14 protein-coding genes are annotated in these 16,339 nt (G+C 74.1%); 8 read left to right on the top strand and 6 right to left on the bottom strand.

The window, feature by feature from the left end; genetic code table 11:
• Positions 1-30: 30 nt before the first annotated feature.
• The 3 genes from BS73_RS20725 to ssd all read right to left on the bottom strand — a co-directional run bounded on the left by BS73_RS20725 (position 31) and on the right by ssd (position 3,421).
• Entirely contained in the window at positions 31-1,005 is a 975-nt protein-coding gene (locus BS73_RS20725) for a type II secretion system F family protein (RefSeq protein ID WP_235215474.1), read from the bottom strand.
• On the bottom strand, positions 1,002-2,147 hold the full coding sequence (locus BS73_RS20720; RefSeq protein WP_407675036.1) for a TadA family conjugal transfer-associated ATPase: 1,146 nt from the start codon (positions 2,145-2,147) through the stop codon (positions 1,002-1,004). The genes BS73_RS20725 and BS73_RS20720 overlap by 4 nt, the downstream gene beginning before the upstream one ends.
• Before the next feature lie 161 nt (positions 2,148-2,308).
• Positions 2,309-3,421, bottom strand: coding sequence for a septum site-determining protein Ssd (gene ssd, locus BS73_RS20715; protein ID WP_037574647.1), 1,113 nt, complete (start codon positions 3,419-3,421; stop codon positions 2,309-2,311).
• A gap of 585 nt (positions 3,422-4,006) precedes the next feature.
• Here ssd and BS73_RS20710 point away from each other — a divergent pair.
• Positions 4,007-4,894, top strand: a complete 888-nt coding sequence (locus tag BS73_RS20710; RefSeq protein WP_051940174.1) for an HAD family hydrolase — start codon at positions 4,007-4,009, stop codon at positions 4,892-4,894.
• Positions 4,895-5,534: 640 nt separating this feature from the next.
• Here BS73_RS20710 and BS73_RS20705 read toward each other — a convergent pair.
• Positions 5,535-6,491, bottom strand: a complete 957-nt coding sequence (locus BS73_RS20705; RefSeq protein ID WP_037574641.1) for a Fic family protein — start codon at positions 6,489-6,491, stop codon at positions 5,535-5,537.
• Positions 6,492-6,751: 260 nt separating this feature from the next.
• Between BS73_RS20705 and BS73_RS20700 the strand changes: the two genes are divergently transcribed.
• From BS73_RS20700 to BS73_RS20670, 7 genes are all read left to right on the top strand, one after another.
• On the top strand, positions 6,752-7,888 hold the full coding sequence (locus BS73_RS20700; protein WP_063837035.1) for an ATP-binding protein: 1,137 nt from the start codon (positions 6,752-6,754) through the stop codon (positions 7,886-7,888).
• A 114-nt stretch (positions 7,889-8,002) separates the two neighbouring features.
• Positions 8,003-8,602, top strand: coding sequence for a carbonic anhydrase (locus tag BS73_RS20695; RefSeq protein WP_037574638.1), 600 nt, complete (start codon positions 8,003-8,005; stop codon positions 8,600-8,602).
• Between the two features lie 84 nt (positions 8,603-8,686).
• Complete coding sequence (gene acs, locus BS73_RS20690; RefSeq protein ID WP_037574635.1) at positions 8,687-10,645, top strand: acetate--CoA ligase; 1,959 nt, start codon at positions 8,687-8,689, stop codon at positions 10,643-10,645.
• Between the two features lie 207 nt (positions 10,646-10,852).
• Entirely contained in the window at positions 10,853-12,142 is a 1,290-nt protein-coding gene (nhaA, locus tag BS73_RS20685) for a Na+/H+ antiporter NhaA (RefSeq protein WP_051940173.1), read from the top strand.
• Positions 12,143-12,239: 97 nt separating this feature from the next.
• Positions 12,240-12,737 carry a phage holin family protein gene (locus BS73_RS20680; protein WP_051940172.1) on the top strand — a complete coding sequence of 166 codons (498 nt, stop codon included), beginning with the start codon at positions 12,240-12,242 and terminating at the stop codon, positions 12,735-12,737.
• A gap of 114 nt (positions 12,738-12,851) precedes the next feature.
• Positions 12,852-13,799 (top strand): alpha/beta fold hydrolase, encoded by a 948-nt coding sequence (locus BS73_RS20675; RefSeq protein ID WP_051940171.1) that lies wholly within the window; start codon positions 12,852-12,854, stop codon positions 13,797-13,799.
• A gap of 58 nt (positions 13,800-13,857) precedes the next feature.
• Positions 13,858-14,076, top strand: a complete 219-nt coding sequence (locus BS73_RS20670) for a hypothetical protein (protein ID WP_037574632.1) — start codon at positions 13,858-13,860, stop codon at positions 14,074-14,076.
• 42 nt (positions 14,077-14,118) lie between these two features.
• Here the strand turns inward: BS73_RS20670 and BS73_RS20665 are convergent, their stop codons facing one another.
• Both BS73_RS20665 and BS73_RS20660 read right to left on the bottom strand, forming a co-directional pair.
• Positions 14,119-14,817 (bottom strand): metal-dependent hydrolase, encoded by a 699-nt coding sequence (locus BS73_RS20665; RefSeq protein ID WP_037574629.1) that lies wholly within the window; start codon positions 14,815-14,817, stop codon positions 14,119-14,121.
• A gap of 253 nt (positions 14,818-15,070) precedes the next feature.
• Positions 15,071-16,255, bottom strand: coding sequence for a MarP family serine protease (locus BS73_RS20660; RefSeq protein ID WP_037574626.1), 1,185 nt, complete (start codon positions 16,253-16,255; stop codon positions 15,071-15,073).
• Positions 16,256-16,339 lie beyond the last annotated feature (84 nt).

The following is a 16,339-nucleotide window of genomic DNA, read 5'->3' as shown; positions in this document are numbered from 1 at the left end:
GCCGTCCGGTCAGCCGCCGGACCCGGCTGCTCAGCCGCCGGACTCGGCCGCGCGGACCAGCCGGCCGGTCCAGGCCAGCCCGGCCCACTCGAGGGCCGCCCCGAGGGCCAGGCAGAGCAGCCCGGCGGGGGTGTGCAGCAGCACCCGCAGGGGGTCCGCGCCGAGCGCGGTGCCGAGTGCCAGCCCGAAGACCGGCAGCCCCGCGAGGAGTGCCGCGGTGGAGCGCGGTCCGGCCAGTTCGGCGCGCATCGCCTCCCGCCCGGCCCGCTCGGCCCGCAGCCCCTCGGCCACCCGGTCCAGCCCGGCGGCCAGCCCGGCCCCGCGCTCGGCGGACAGCTGCCAGCAGGCCGCGATCCCCGCCGCCCCCTCCGCGCCGGGGACCCGGGCCAGCCGGCGCAGCGCGGCGGGCACATCCCCACCGAGCCCGCAGGCGGCGACCAGCTCCCCGCGGACCCCGCCCGGCAGCGCGGGCCACGACGGCCCCGGCGGATCCGGCGGCCCCGGCGACCCCTCGGCAAGGGTCTCCAGGAGGACCGTCCGCAGCGCCTGCTCCGGCGTGGCCCCGGCCCGCAGCTCCGCCGCCAGCCCGCCCGCCAGCTCGGCGACGGCCGCCCGCCGCCGCTCCCGCTCCCGCCCGGCCCGCCTCCGCCGCAGCGCCCGCACCAGCGGTACGACCCCGGCCAGCGCCCCCAGCACCGGCACCGGCGAGGCCCACACCCCACCGGCGGCCAGCCCCAGCGGCAGCACCAGCAGTCCGGCTCCGCCCGCCTGGGCCGCGAACCGCCGCACGGACGCCGGCCACCCGCCCGGCGAGAACCACCCGAGCCGGCGCCCTCCGAGCGAGCACCACCAGGGGGACGCCCGCCCGGCCCCGCCGTCCTCCCCCAGCACCCGCCACCGCCGGCGGCGCCGCTCCTCCCCCCGGACCAGCAGCCGGCACCCGGTCCCCAGCCCGACGGACAGCGCCACCCCGACCATCGCCGCCCCCGGGCCGCCGCCGGTCACCGCCGGCCCCCGCACCGCCGGGCCAGCCGCTCCCAGCCGGGCCCCTGCCGGACCCGCCCGTCCGCCGCGAAGACCACCGCCGGCACCGTCCGCACCAGACCGCCCGCCCCGCGCTCCAGCACATGCACCTCGGCCACCCGCCGCCGCCCCGTCCCGGGCTCCCGGACCAGGTGCAGCACCGCGTCCAGCCCGGCCCCCAGCTGACTGTGGAGGGCGGGGCGGTCGAGCCCCGTGGTGCAGCCGAGGGCCTCCAGCCGGGCCGGCACGTCCGCCGCCGTGTTGGCATGGACGGTGCCGCAGCCCCCTTCGTGGCCGGTGTTCAGCGCGGCCAGCAGATCCAGCACCTCGGGGCCGCGCACCTCGCCCACCACCAGCCGGTCCGGGCGCATTCGGAGCGCCTGGCGGACCAGGTCCCGCAGGGTGATCCGGCCCGCGCCCTCCTGGTTGGGCGGCCGCGCCTCCAGGTGGACCACGTGCGGATGCTCGGGCCGCAGCTCCGCCGAGTCCTCGACCAGCACGATCCGCTCGCCGGGCCCGGCCAGTCCCAGCAGCGAGGCCAGCAGGGTGGTCTTCCCCGTGCCGGTGCCCCCGGAGACCAGGAAGGAGAGCCGGCGCCGCATCAACTCCCGCATCAGCCGGGCCCCCTGCGGCGGCACCGCGCGCACCGCCACCAGCTCGTCCAGCGTGAACGCCCGCGCCCGGCAGGTCCGCAGCGACAGATGGGTGCACCCGGCGGCGATCGGCGGCAGTACGGCGTGCAGGCGGGTGCCGTCCGGCAGCCGGGCGTCGGTCCACGGCCGGGCGTCGTCCAGCCGCCGCCCGGCGGCGACCGCGAGCCGCTGCGCCAGCCGCCGTACCGCGACCGCGTCCGGGAACCGCACGCCGGGCGCCCGCTCCAGCCCCTCGCCCCGGTCCACCCAGACCTCGTCCGGGCCGTTCACCAGGATGTCGGTGACCCGCGGATCGGCCAGCAGCCGGTCCAGCGGCCCCGCTCCGACCAGTTCGGAGCGGACCACCCGGGCCGTCTCGAGCATCTGCGCGTCCCCCAGCGGACGCCCCTGGGCCCGCAGCGCGGAGGCCACCCCGGTGGGCGTGGGCGCCGCCCCGGACTCGGCCAGCCGCAGCCGCACCGACTCCACCACGGACTCCGCGATCCCCGCCGTGACCGGCGGCCGGGCCGCGGGCTGCGGGGCCGAGGGCGGCGGGATCGCGGGCCGCGGGATCGCGGGCGGACGGATCGCCGGCCGGGCCGGCCGCGCCGACCGGCGGCCCCAAAACGGGGGCTGACGCCTCGACGGCCCGTTCACGCCGCCGCCTCCCCGAGCCGCGAACCCACCTCGACCAGGAAGGCCGAGCAGAATCTGGCCAGCGGCCCGCGGGCCCGCATCCCCGGAGGGCGGCCGCGTTCCAGGTCGGCCTCGATCCCGGGCTCGGCCGCCAGTTCCCCGGCCAGTGGCAGCCGCAGGCCGCGCGCCACCTCGTCGCCGTCCATCCCGCAACCGGGCGGGCAGCGGACCACCGCCCGCAGGTCGCGCAGCCGCATCCGCACCGCGGCCGCCACCCGCCCGGCCGCGGCCATCGCCCGCAGCTCGGCCGGCACCACCAGCAGCGCCAGATCGGCCTGCTCCAGCGCCTCGCCCACGGCCTCGTCCAGCCGCCGCGGGAGGTCGAGCACCACCACCCCGCCCCGGCGCCGGGCCGCCCCGAGCACCGTCCGCACCGCCTCCGCCGGGACGCCCAGCACATCGCCGCGGTCCCAGCTCAGCACCCGCAGGTCCGGCAGGCCCCGGCCGCAGGGCAGCGCCCGCTCCAGCTCCACCGCGTTCACCCGCCCCCGGGAGCCCGCGAGGTCGGGCCAGCGGAGCCCCTCCTCGGCCTCCGCGCCGAGGAGGACGTCGGCCCCGCCGCCCAGCGGGTCGCCGTCCACCAGCACCGCGCGGTGGCCCTCCCGGGCCGCGGTCACGGCGAGCCCGCAGGCCAGCGTGGAGGCGCCGGCCCCGCCCCGGCCGCCGAGGACGGCCACGGTGAGCGCCTGCGGTCCCACTCCCTCGGCGGCGTCCGCGATCCGGTCCAGCAGCCAGGCCTCGCCGTCCGGCAGGAAGACCACATGGTCGGCGCCGATCCCGACACCGCGCCGCCAGACCTCCTGGTCGTCCAGGTCCCGGCCGACGAGCAACACGCCCGGGCGGCGGGCGATCCCGGAAAGCCGGCCCGCCACATCGTCACCCACCAGGACCAGTCCCGCGGCCGACCACTCCTGCCGGGGCGGTGGCGCCCCGCGGACCACCCGGGGCTCGGCCCCGGCCGCCGCGCACAGCCGGAGCACCGATTCGAGCAGCCGCTCGTCCTCGCTCACCACGAGCGGCCCGGCGCTGCCGATGCCGTCCGCGGTCCGGCCGGACCTCGTCCCTCCCATGACCGCCTCCCCAACTCCCTTGCGGGCCGGTGAATTACCGGATCCACGGTGCCGCTATTCCGGGCCATGGGGGGAAGAGAGATCGCAGTCTGTGGACGACTCGCCTGTTGTGAAAATCCCGCGCACCCGATAGTGGGCAAAACCGCCAACTCGTTGACGGGGCACTCGAGAACTGCAACACCACAACCGAGTCCCGGGTTAACGCACAAGCCGGCGCAACCGCCGCAGAGGCCCCCGGAGATCGGCCTCAAGGCGCCGGTCGCGCACCCCTGGCGCCCCGCTTCCGCGCCGCGGGCCGCGCCCGCCCAGGCCGGCCCCGGCCCCACCGGTCCCCGGAGTTCCAGGACCCCCGGCACCACGGTCCCTCGCACCGAACCGGCTCCGGACATGCGACGACCCCCGCCGGGGGGGAGAGCGGGGGTCGTCTTCCACGGCACGACTCGGGGGGGGGAGGAGTCGGGCCGGGTTAGCACGGTCGCGAACGATCCGTGACCTCCATGGTGTACCCGAGGGCCTTCTCAGGCAAACCAGCTCGCCGGGCCTTACGCCGAATGGTGGGCGGTTATCCGCCGTACCATCGTCGTCGTGGAAAACCACCTCCAGCATCCCGCCCCGGCACCGACCCGGTTCCCCGTCCCGGCTCGCACGGCCGCGTTCTTCGACCTCGACAAGACGGTCATCGCCAAGTCCAGCGTGCTCGCATTCAGCCGGCCCTTCTACCACGGTGGCCTGATCACCCGGCGGGCCGTGCTGAAGAGCGCCTACGCCCAGTTCGTCTTCCTCGCCGGCGGCGCCGACCACGACCAGATGGAGCGGATGCGGGAGTACCTCTCCCAGCTCTGCCGCGGGTGGAACGTCCAGCAGGTGCGGGAGATCGTCGCGGAGACCCTCCACGAGCTGATCGACCCGATCATCTACGAGGAGGCCGCCTCGCTGATCGAGCGCCACCACGCGGCCGGCCGGGACGTGGTGATCGTCTCCAGCTCCGGCTCCGAGGTGGTCGAACCGATCGGCGAACTCCTCGGCGCCGACCGGGTGATCGCCACCAGGATGCGCGAGGAGGACGGCCTCTACACCGGCGACATCGACTTCTACGCCTACGCCCAGAACAAGGCCTCGGCCATCCGCGAGCTGGCCGAGGAGGAGGGCTACGACCTGGAGCGCTGCTACGCGTACAGCGACTCCGCGACCGACCTGCCGATGCTGGAGGCGGTCGGCCACCCGGCCGCGGTCAACCCGGACCGGGCGCTGCGCCGGGAGGCGCTGGCCCGGGAGTGGCCGGTGCTCTCCTTCGAGAAGCCGGTGCGGCTGCGGCAGCGGATGGCGGCGCTCGGCTCGCTCTCGGTGCGGGAGCGGCCGGTGCTGGCGGCGGTGGTGTTCGGGGTGGCCGCGGCCACGGCGGGGCTCGCCGGGTACGCCGGCTACTCGGTCTGGTCGGCGCTGTCCCGCCGGCGGGCGCCGAGCGCGGCCTGACGGACGTGGGCGCGCCCGCGCGGCGCGGCGGCTCGTCCGCCGGGCAGCCCTTCGGCCCGGCCCCGGTGTCCACTTTGCTGCTTTTCGTATGAAAGGTAAAGAAATCGACGTTGGGGTTCCGCTCTTGGCGGATCGGCGCTACAAAGGAGCTACGGCCCGCGAGACCAGGTAGTGAGTGAGCAGGCCCCACGGACCGAGCACGACAACCGGGCACCCACGTGCAGCCGACCCGCGATCGGGCCGCCTACACCCGGCGAGCGGCGAGATCCCCGCCGGATGGGCACAGAAAAGGTGCACGCATGGTCACCCGGGAGACGTGCCGGCGGCGGCACCCCCATCCGGTGCCGCCGCCTTGTCGCGTATGCGCCCGGGCTCCCCCCGGCCCCGGGCGCGTCCTCCCCCGTGGTGACTCACTCTCCCCCGAGGCCCCTCCCCAGCGCCTCCACGGATCGTACGCACCCCACAAGACGCGGCTCGCCGGGAAAAGGTTGCACCCGATCGGAGAGTTCCCGAGGTTTCACGTGAAACCTCGGGACCCAAATCCGTCCGAAGCCGGCCGAATCCCCCGGTCACCTCAATCTCTCGCTACGCCAGGGCAGTTGAGGCGCCGAGTTCGAGGCGCCGCGCCCGCTGCCGGGACTCAGGCCATCCCGCGCTGCATCGCCTCGCAGACCGCCGTGCTCTCCCGCATCCCCAGCCGCAGCGCCCGCGCGCAGTGGGCGATCCAGGCCGCCATCCCCTCCTGGGTGCCGGAGGCGTAGCCGCCGAGGGCGCCGCGGTAGGCATCGGTGCCGAGCTCGACCAGGCCGACCTCGGCCGGGCAGATCCCCTTGGGGTCCAGCCCCTCGCTGATCAGCACGATCCGCTGGGCCGCCCGGGCGACCAGGCCGTTGTGCGAGGCGAAGGGACGCAGCGTCAGCAGCTCGCCGTGCACCACGGCGGCGACCACCAGCGCGGGCGCCGCGGTGGCCGGCGCCTTCCGGTCGACCCGGTCGACCAGCAGCCGCGCCAGCGCGTCCAGCCGGGCCGCGGCCTCGTCCGCCGAAGGGGCCGCCGGGAGGGGGAAGTCCGGTACCTCCGGCAGCCCGTCCGGGCCGAGCGAGTCGGCGGCCGGGAGGTCCAGCGGCAGAAGCTCCTCGATCGCCTCCCCGGCCAGCCGGGGCCGGCCCACCGCCGAGCCGGCGCCCGAGCCGGAGCGGAAGCCTGCGCCCGCGCCCGCGCCGGCCTCGGCCTCGGCGTCGCCGGTGGCCAGCAGATGGAGCCGGGCCAGCACCTGCAGCGGGGAGTGTCGCCAGGCGGAGAGCAGCTGCCCGGACTCGGCGGTGACGCGCAGCGCCCCGCCGACCCGGCGGGCCTCCGCGTCGGCGCCGTAGTCGGTGCGCCGGCGAACCTCCTCCAGCGGCCAGTCGGCCCCGTCCAGCGCGGCCGAGGCGCGGGCGCCGCGCAGCACGGACTCGGCGGTGACCTCGTCGGCGCGGCGGCGCATCACCCGGTGCCCGTACAGCCGGTCCACGGCGCGGCGGGCATCGGAGACGGCTTCGGCCACCCCCGGGAGTTCGGCGAGGGGGGCGAGGGCATCAGCGGCGGCAGTACTCACGCCCCCGAGCGTACGTATCGGTGCTCGTCGGCGCCCTGTGGGGTCGGGCACATCCGGGTCCGAGCGGGCCGGAGGGGACTCATGGGGACACCGGGGGATGAATCACCCGTACGAGCCACGAGCCGGCCGACGGGGCCTGTCCGCCGTCCCGGACTGGCTACGATGCGACTACCGGCGCTGATAACGATTGCCAACCACCTTGCGACTGCCAACGGCTGACTGACCGTCACGCCCGATGAGTAATAACGGAGACCCGCACCATGAAGATCGCGTTCGTCGGCAAGGGCGGCAGCGGCAAGACCACCCTCTCCTCTCTCTTCGTCCGCCGGCTGGCCGCCGCCGGTCGCCCGGTGCTGGCCGTGGACGCGGACATCAACCAGCATCTGGGCACCGCGCTGGGCCTGGCCGAGGCGCAGGCCGAGGCGCTGCCCTCGATGGGCGCCCATCTGCCGCAGCTCAAGGAGTACCTGCGCGGGGACAACCCGCGGATCCCGGACGCGGCCTCGATGATCAAGACCACCCCGCCCGGCCGGGGCTCCCGTCTGCTGCGGGTGGTGGAGGACAACCCGATCTACGAGCTGTGCGCCCGCCCGCTGCCGATCGAGCACCCGGTGGGCGCGGTGGAGCCGCGGATCATGGTCACCGGCGCGTTCACCGAGGAGGACCTGGGCGTCGCCTGCTACCACTCCAAGGTCGGCGCGGTGGAGCTGTTCCTCAACCACCTCGTGGACGGCCCGGAGGAATACGTGGTGGTCGACATGACGGCCGGCGCGGACGCCTTCGCGTCCGGCCTCTTCACCCGATTCGACCTCACCTTCCTGGTCTCCGAGCCGACCCGGAAGGGCGTCTCGGTCTACCGCCAGTACCGGGAGTACGCGGCGGACTTCGAGGTGGCGCTCGCGGTGGTCGGCAACAAGCTGCAGGGCTCCGAGGGCGGCGGGGCGCCCACCGACGCGGACTCCGAGGACATGGCCTTCCTGCGCGAGCAGGTCGGCTCCAGCCTCCTCACCGGCTTCGGGCTGTCCGAATGGGTGCGCCGCCTGGAGCAGGGGCGGGAGCCGGCCTTCGCCGAGCTCGCGGAACGGGAGCCGGAGAACGCCCGGGCGCTGGACGCGCTGCTGACCGCCGCGGACGCGGCGTACGGGCGGCGGGACTGGCGGCGGTACACCGAGCAGATGGTCCGCATCCACCTGCGGAACGCCGCGGCCTGGGGCAACGACCGGGCCGGGGACGACCTCTCGGCGCAGATCGACCCGGAGTTCGTGCTCGGCGAGACCCCGGCGGAGAGCCCCGCCGGGACGTCGGCCGGGAACCCCGCCGACGCGACGGGCGCGGCCCGGGCCGAGGCGGCCCCCGTGGACGGCGAGCACGCCATGGCGTCAGCCGGGGTCAACTGATCCGCCGTCACCCCCTCACTCCTGCGGGCGAATTCGGCCCGCGGGAGCGGATCTTCATCCCCCGCCGACGGTAAAGAGAACATGACCCGCTCTTTACCGGAAGTTGGTGTCACCATGGCGCGGCTCCTCCTCACCTGCGCGGACTCCCGGATGCCGCCGCCACCGGCCACCGGTGGGCCGGCCACCGGCGGCGGTCCCGGCGACCTCTTCACCGTCCGCACCCTCGGCAACCTGGTGCCGGTCGCCGCGCACTCCGCGGACACCGTCGCCCCGGACGACCCGGTCGGTGCCGCCGTCGAGTACGCGGTGGCCGTGCTCGGCGTCCGCGCCCTCACCGTCTGCGGCCACTCCGGCTGCGGGGCCATGCGCTCCCTCCTGCACGGGGCCCACCGCAGGCAGGGCGCCGCCGGGACGCCGCTGACCCGGTGGCTGCGGCACGGCCAGGACTCGCTGCAGCGCTCCCGTACCGCGCCGGCCCGGTTCGCCCACGGTGCGGCGGACGACCCGCTGGAGCGGCTCTGCCTCACCAACATCGAACAGCAGGTGGAGAATCTGCGCGCGCATCCGGCCGTCCGCGACGGCCTCGGAGAAGGCCGGATCAAGGTCGCAGGAATGTACCTCGACCTGGCCCGTACGCAGGCATTTCTGCTGACGGAAGCGGGATTCGCGGCGGTGGAGGACCGTATTCCGGAAAGCCTTGCGGAAAAGGTCTAAACCTCTGCTCCAACAGGTCTTGTCAGCAGTGCCTTCCTACTGGTGAGCTAGGCCACGGGCACACCACTCGATGAGGAGAGCACGTTGAGCAACGAGAGCCTGGCCAACCTGCTGAAGGAAGAGCGGCGGTTCGCGCCTCCTAGGGAGCTCGCAGCCGCCGCCAACGTGACCGCCGACGCCTATGCCCACGCCAAGGAGGACCGCCTGGCGTTCTGGGCGGAGCAGGCCCGCCGCCTCTCCTGGGAGGTGGAGCCCACCGAGACGCTGGACTGGTCGAACCCGCCGTTCGCCAAGTGGTTCCAGGACGGCCGGCTCAACGTGGCCTACAACTGCGTGGACCGGCACGTCGAGGCCGGCCACGGGGACCGGGTGGCCATCCACTTCGAGGGCGAGCCCGGGGACGGCCGCACCCTCACCTACGCCCAGCTCAAGGACGAGGTCGGCAAGGCCGCCAACGCCCTGACCGAGCTCGGCATCCGGAAGGGCGACCGGGTCGCCGTCTACATGCCGATGATCCCGGAGACCGCGATCGCCATGCTGGCCTGCGCCCGCATCGGCGCCGCCCACTCGGTGGTCTTCGGCGGCTTCTCCGCCGAGGCGCTGTCCGCCCGCATCCAGGACGCCGACGCCAAGCTGGTGATCACCGCCGACGGCGGCTACCGGCGCGGCAAGCCGAACGCGCTGAAGGCGATCGTCGACGAGGCCGTCCCGCGCTGCCCCACCATCGAGAACGTCCTGGTCGTCCGCCGGACCGGCCAGGACGTCAGCTGGGGCGAGAAGGACAAGTGGTGGCACGAGCTGGTCGAGGGCCAGTCCCCCGAGCACACCCCGGAGGCCTTCGAGGCCGAGCACCCGCTCTTCATCCTCTACACCTCGGGGACGACCGGTAAGCCGAAGGGCATCCTCCACACCTCCGGCGGCTATCTGACCCAGGTCTCGTACACCCACCACGCGGTCTTCGACCTCAAGCCGGAGACCGACGTCTACTGGTGCACCGCCGACATCGGCTGGGTGACCGGCCACTCGTACTTCGTATACGGCCCGCTCTCCAACGGCGCCACCCAGGTGATGTACGAGGGCACCCCGGACACCCCGCACCAGGGCCGGTTCTGGGAGATCATCCAGAAGTACAAGGTGAGCATCCTCTACGCGGCCCCGACCGCGATCCGGACGTTCATGAAGTGGGGCGACGACATCCCCGCCAAGTTCGACCTCTCCTCGCTGCGGGTGCTGGGCAGCGTCGGCGAGCCGATCAACCCCGAGGCGTGGATCTGGTACCGGAAGAACATCGGCGGCGAGCGCTGCCCGATCGTGGACACCTGGTGGCAGACCGAGACCGGGGCCATCATGATCAGCCCGCTGCCGGGCGTCACCGAGACCAAGCCGGGCGCGGCCCAGGTGCCGCTGCCGGGCATCTCCGCCACCGTGGTGGACGACGAGGGCCGCGAGGTGCCGGACGGGGCCGGCGGCTACCTGGTGCTGACCGAGCCGTGGCCGTCCATGCTCCGTACCATCTGGGGCGACGACCAGCGGTACATCGACACCTACTGGTCCCGCTTCCCGGGCCGGTACTTCGCCGGCGACGGCGCCAAGAAGGACGACGACGGCGACATCTGGCTGCTCGGCCGGGTGGACGACGTGATGCTGGTCTCCGGTCACAACATCTCCACCACCGAGGTGGAGTCGGCGCTGGTCTCGCACCCCAAGGTGGCCGAGTCCGCGGTCGTCGGCGCCACCGACGCGACCACCGGCCAGGCCATCGTGGCGTTCGTCATCCTCCGCGGCACGGCGGCCTCCGATGACGGCGACGCCCTCCTCGCCGAGCTCCGCGACCACGTGGGCAAGACGCTCGGGCCGATCGCCAAGCCGAAGCGGATCCTCACCGTGACCGAGCTGCCGAAGACCCGGTCCGGCAAGATCATGCGCCGCCTCCTCCGCGACGTCGCGGAGAACCGGCAGATCGGCGACGTCACCACGCTGGCCGACAGCACCGTCATGGACCTGATCCAGGCGAAGCTGCCCAGCGCGGCCAGCGAGGACTGAGCGCGAGCGGCCCGGCGCGGTGCCGTGGGCGGCGGGGTCCGGGGGCAGCCCGGGCCGTCGCCGGATCCGGGGCCGCGGCCGGCCGCCGGGCACGCGGTTCCCCACGCCCCTGGTCCAGCCCTTCGGGGCGGGGCCGGGGGCGTCCCGCGTTCGGCGGTCGGGCTAACCGCGCAGGCCGGGTGACCGGGGGATACCTACGCTGCGCCTGTGGGCAACGACACTCCGCCGACACGGCGTCAGTTCCTGGCCCGGCTGCCGCTGCCGGAGCGGGCCTTCCTGGCCGACGTGCTGCGCGCCGAGACCACCGGCGGGCTGCTGCTGATCGCCGCGGCCGTGGCCGCGCTCGTCTGGGCGAACCTGTGGCCGGGCGGCTATCTCGAGGTGCTGCACTGGGAGCTCGGGCCCTCGGCGGTCCACCTCCACCTGCCGGTCGACGTCTGGGCCAAGGACGGGTTGCTCACCGTCTTCTTCTTCGTGGCCGGCATCGAGCTGAAGCGCGAGCTGGTCGCGGGCGAGCTCCGCGATCCGCGCGCCGCCGTGCTGCCGGTGGTCGGCGCGGTCTGCGGGGTACTGCTGCCGGCCGTGCTGTTCACGCTGGTCAACCTGGGGTCCGGCGGGCGCCCGGGCGGCTGGGCGATCCCGACCGCCACCGACATCGCGTTCGCGCTGGGCGTGCTGGCCGTCGCCGGCACCCATCTGCCGTCGGCGCTGCGGGCCTTCCTGCTGACCCTGGCGGTGGTCGACGACCTGCTGGCGATCCTGATCATCGCGCTCTTCTACAGCTCCGGGATCAAGCTCTGGGCGCTCGGCCTGGCCGCGCTCGGCGTGGTCTTCTTCGGCCTGCTCCACCGCGCCCGGGTGCGCGGCTGGTACGTGTACCTGCCGCTGGCGCTGGTGGTCTGGGCGCTCACCCACGAGAGCGGCGTCCACGCCACGGTGGCCGGGGTGGCGATGGGCCTGCTGATGCCCTGCCGCAAGGGGCCCGAGGGCGCGGCCCCCTCCCGGGGGGAGGACGTCGAGCATCTGCTGCGGCCGCTCTCGGCCGGCTTCTGCGTCCCGGTGTTCGCCCTCTTCGCCGCCGGCGTGCCGATCTCGGGGAAGGTTCTGAGCGAGGTCTTCACCTCGGCCCCGCCGCTCGGGGTGGTGGTCGGCCTGCTGGTCGGCAAGTCCGTGGGGGTCTTCGGGGGCACCTGGCTGGCGGCCAGATTCACCCGCGCCGAGCTCAATTCCGAACTGCGGTGGGCCGATCTGTTCGCCATGTCGGTACTCTCCGGTATCGGGTTCACGGTCTCGCTGCTCGTCTCGGAGCTCGCCTTTCCGGGCGACCTGGGGCTGGCGGACCGCTGCAAGGCCGCCGTGCTGATCGGCTCGGTGCTCTGCGCGCTGGTCGCGGCGGTGCTGCTGGCCCGGCGCAACCGGTACTACCGCCGACTGTGGCAGGAGGAGGGCGAGGAGCGGGCCCCCGCCGACTCGCGGCCCTCTGCCCCGTCGGAGTGACAGCGGACGGCCGCCCGCGGGGGGCCGAGTGGTGCCCCTCGCCGGGCTGGGGGCATGATCTGATGGAGTGCCAGAACCTGACCGGAAGGAACGCGCCATGTCCACTGTCGCCGACGGGCCCGCGACGGGTGTGGGGAACGAGTCGGGCGGTGAGCGTTCCATCGGTCAGCTCTTCGCCTCCGCCACGGCCGACCTCTCCCAGCTGGTGCACGACGAGATCGCGCTGGCCAAGGTCGAGATCAAGAAGGACGTGACGCGGGGGGCGGTGGGCGGCGCCTCGTTCGGCGGGGCCGCGCTGGTCTTCCTCGCCTCGATCCCGATGTTCAGCTTCGCCGCCGCCTACGGGCTGCACAACATCCCGCTGCCGCTCTGGGCCTGCTTCCTGATCGTGGGCGGGGCGTATGTGCTGGTCGCCGGGATCGCGGCGCTGGTCGGGGTGCGGTTCGTGAAGAAGGTCAAGCCGCCGCAGAAGACCATCGAGTCCTCCAAGGCCACGGTGGACGTGCTGAAGAAGGCGAAGCCGCGTCCGGCCCTCTCGTCCGCCGACGGCGAGCTCACCGCTGCCGCGGACCGCGCTGCCATCGAGTCCCGCTAGCGTCCCGCCGGTACCGCCCCCGGGGGATCCCTAGAACGTCGGTAGGAGACCCGGCCCCACCGGTTCGCTCGCTCGGATGACGCAGCCGCTCCGAGGATGTGACACGCTCTCGGTATGTCCTCCGAACAGACCCCGGACACCCGTATCGAAGGGCCGTGGACGCACCGCGACGTCTCGGCCAACGGCGCCCGCTTCCACATCGCCGAGCTCGGCGAGGGGCCCCTCGTACTGCTGGTGCACGGCTGGCCGCTGTTCTGGTGGACCTGGCGCCACCAGATGACCGCCCTCGCCGAGGCCGGCTACCGGGCGGTGGCGATGGACCTGCGCGGGGTCGGCGGCAGCGACCACACCCCGCGCGGCTACGACCCGCCGAACCTGGCCCTGGACATCACCGGGGTGGTCCGCTCGCTCGGCGAGCCGGACGCGGTGCTGGTCGGCCACGACTGGGGCGGATTCCTCTCCTGGACGGCGGCGGCCATGCGGCCGTCCCTGGTGCGCGGGCTCGCGGTGGTCTCGGCCGCCCATCCGCGGCGGATGCGGCGGGCGCTGCTCAGCGACCCGCGGCAGGTCCACGCGGCCGACCACCTGCTGGCGCTGCAGCGCCCGTGGCTGCCGGAGCGTCAGCTCACCGCGGACGGCGGAGAGCTGGTCGGCGAGTACATCAACTCCTGGACCGGCCCCGACCTGCTGGACGAGAAGACCCTGCTGGTCTACCAGCGGGCGATGCGGATCCCGGCGACCGCCCACTGCTCGGTGGAGCCGTTCCGCTGGCTGATGCGCTCGATGGCCCGGCCGGACGGCTTCCAGTTCTCCCGGCGGATGAAGCGCCCGGTGCGCGCGCCCGTCCTCCACCTCCACGGCGCCCTCGACCCGGTGCTGCTGGCCTCCACCGCCCAGGGCGCCGAGGAGTACGTCGCGGCGCCGTACCGGTGGCGGCTGCTGGACGGCGTCGGGCATCTCCCGCAGGAGGAGGACCCGGAGGGGCTCAACCGGGAGCTGCTGGGCTGGCTTTCCGAGCTCTCCTCCGGCTCGCTCAAGTATTCAAATAGGACAAGCGCATAGGCCATTTCGGGGATGCGCCGGGGATTACCCCTGCGCCCCCGGGGGCACGTTCTGCTGTATGAGCTGGATGCACGACCGCGTCAGTGCTGCCTCAGTCTCCCGAAGCCGGCGCCGCCACGCGCAGGCCGGCGGGAGCGACCCGTTCAACCTCCGGGGAGGCATCCCAGGCCTCGCCGGCGCCGACGCCCCGGAGGGCGTCCAGGACCACGTCGGCATCCCCCGCATCATCGGGCGGCGCGCCCGCTGGGTCACCTCCCGGCTCAGCCGCCGGGCCTGACCCGGGGGCTGACGGAGGGTCAGCCCTGATTCCGGCGGGCGGTCAGCTGATCGCGCCGGGGGCCAGCGCGGTGAACCACAGCAGGGCGACCGTCGCCAGGCCCATGATCGGCACCAGCACCTTGGTCTCCACGTTGTTGCCGCTGTGCTGGATCAGCACCAGCTCGTACCGCTCCTTGTGCGGCCACAGCAGCGGCGCTCCCTGCTTGGTGAGGCAGTCGCCGAGCAGATGCGCCAGCGTGCCCAGCGCCACGGCGTACGGCAGCCAGCCGGGCTCGGAGGGGATGAACCTGTCGATGACCACCGTCGCCACCCCGGCCACCACCACGATGGTCCCCCAGGCCGCGAACCCGTGCCCGGGCGGGCAGAGGTTCAACGCCCGTACGGCCAGGGCGAGAAGGAAGAAGGTCAGGCCCAGGGTGAACCAGCGGCCGACGTAGTGGATCCCGGCCCAGGTCCCGGCGGCGACCAGGGCGACGAAGAGCAGCGAGTGGGTCGCGTGCCGGTGCCCGCCGGAGATCCAGGCGACGAAGCGGCAGAGGATCTTGGACACCGGGCCGAGGAAGTTGGCGATGGTGCCGTCGTGGTGGTCCAGGTCCGGCAGCAGGGCCGCGCCGGCGGCGATCACGGTGCCGAGGATTATGTCCGTCTCGTTCAGGTGGAGGTGCAGCATCGGCGGCACCAAGTGCGAGGTGGCGACGAACAGCAACGCCCCGCTGACGGCGTGCGAATGACCCATCATCAGGTTCTGACCCCCCTGCGGCGGAAGCCTCCGCCCGCCTCCCCGGAACACGATCACCCAGACGCTATCAGCATGATCTTGGCGCGCCGGGCGGCGGTCCGGACGGGGCGGGCCGGCCCTCACACTCCCTCCACTGCCCGGTCCGCCGCGCGGTACCTCGCACTCCGGTTCGAGGCGGTTCCAGGGCGCGACCACCCCCGAGCGGCCCGAGCCCACCGAGCCGCCGTCCCATGGACGCCCGAGCCCCGCGGGCCTAGAGCGCGCAGCCCTGGGTGTCCACCGGCTGGGTGCGGTTCTCCCCGGCCGCCGCGTCCGAGCGGACCTCGGCGGCGGTCAGCGCGTACCCGGTGTTCGAGCTGTCCAGGGACTTGGCGAAGACCACCCCGTAGACCCGCCCGTCCGGCGTCAGCAGAGGACCGCCGGAGTTGCCCTGGCGGACCGTCGAGTAGAGCGAGTAGACGTCCCGCACCACGGTCTGGTTGTGGTAGATGTCCGGGCCCGAGGCCTGGATCTCACCGCGCACCCGGGCCGGCTGGACGTCGAAGGGGCCGTTCTCCGGGAAGCCGGCCACGATCGCCGAGTCGTCGGTCTTGGCGGGCCCGGCGAAGGAGAGCGAGGGGGCGTCCAGCGAGGGGACGTCGAGCACCGCGATGTCCCGCTCGGGGTCGTAGAGCACCACCTTGGCCCGGTAGAGCGAGCCCACCCCGCCGATCTGCACGGTCGGGCTGGTCACCCCGCCGACGACATGGGCGTTGGTGATCACCCGGTGCGGCGAGTAGACGAAGCCGGAGCCCTCGATGATCTTGCCGCAGCTGTTCGCCGTCCCCTCGACCTTGACGATCGAGCCGCTGGCCCGGCGCACCCCCGCGCTGTGCACCAGCGCCGGGTCGGGCGCCTGCACCTGGGTGATCGGCTCGTTCTGGAAGGGGTTGAAGACCTGCGGGAAGCCGTTCCTGGCCAGCACCGAGGAGAAGTTGCCGAACCACTCGGAGGCCCCGGGCGGCAGCGCCTGCTGCACCCCCGCCAGGATCCGGGACTCCCGGACCTGCTTGGAGACGGTCGGCAGCGAGGTGCCGGCCAGCGCCGACCCGATCAGCCAGGCCACCAGCAGCATCGCGCCGACGTTGACCACCGCGCCGCCGAACCCGTCCAGCGGCCGGATCGGCCCGCGGACGACCAGCTTGCGCAGCCGCCAGCCCCAGTGGGTGGTGATCGCCTGGCCGATGGAGGCGCAGACGATGACCACCACCACGGCGACGATCGAGGAGACCGCGCCCGGCGAGAGGTGCTTCAGCAGCAGCGGCAGGAACTGCACCGCGATCAGGCCGCCGCCTATGAAGCCCACCACGGAGAGCACGCCCACGACGAAGCCCTGCCGGTAGCCGGACACGGCGAACCCCAGCGCAGCGATGATCAGCAGGACGTCCAGGACATTCACCGGTCAACCTTCCCATGCCGGGATCGTCGGTCTACCCCCCGTGCCACGCAGCCGGCGCCCCGGCAGTTCCCGGGACCGTCCCCG

The sequence above is a fragment of the Phaeacidiphilus oryzae TH49 genome, from assembly GCF_000744815.1.
GTDB lineage: Bacteria > Actinomycetota > Actinomycetes > Streptomycetales > Streptomycetaceae > Phaeacidiphilus > Phaeacidiphilus oryzae.
This window is presented reverse-complemented; position numbering and strand designations above follow the sequence as displayed.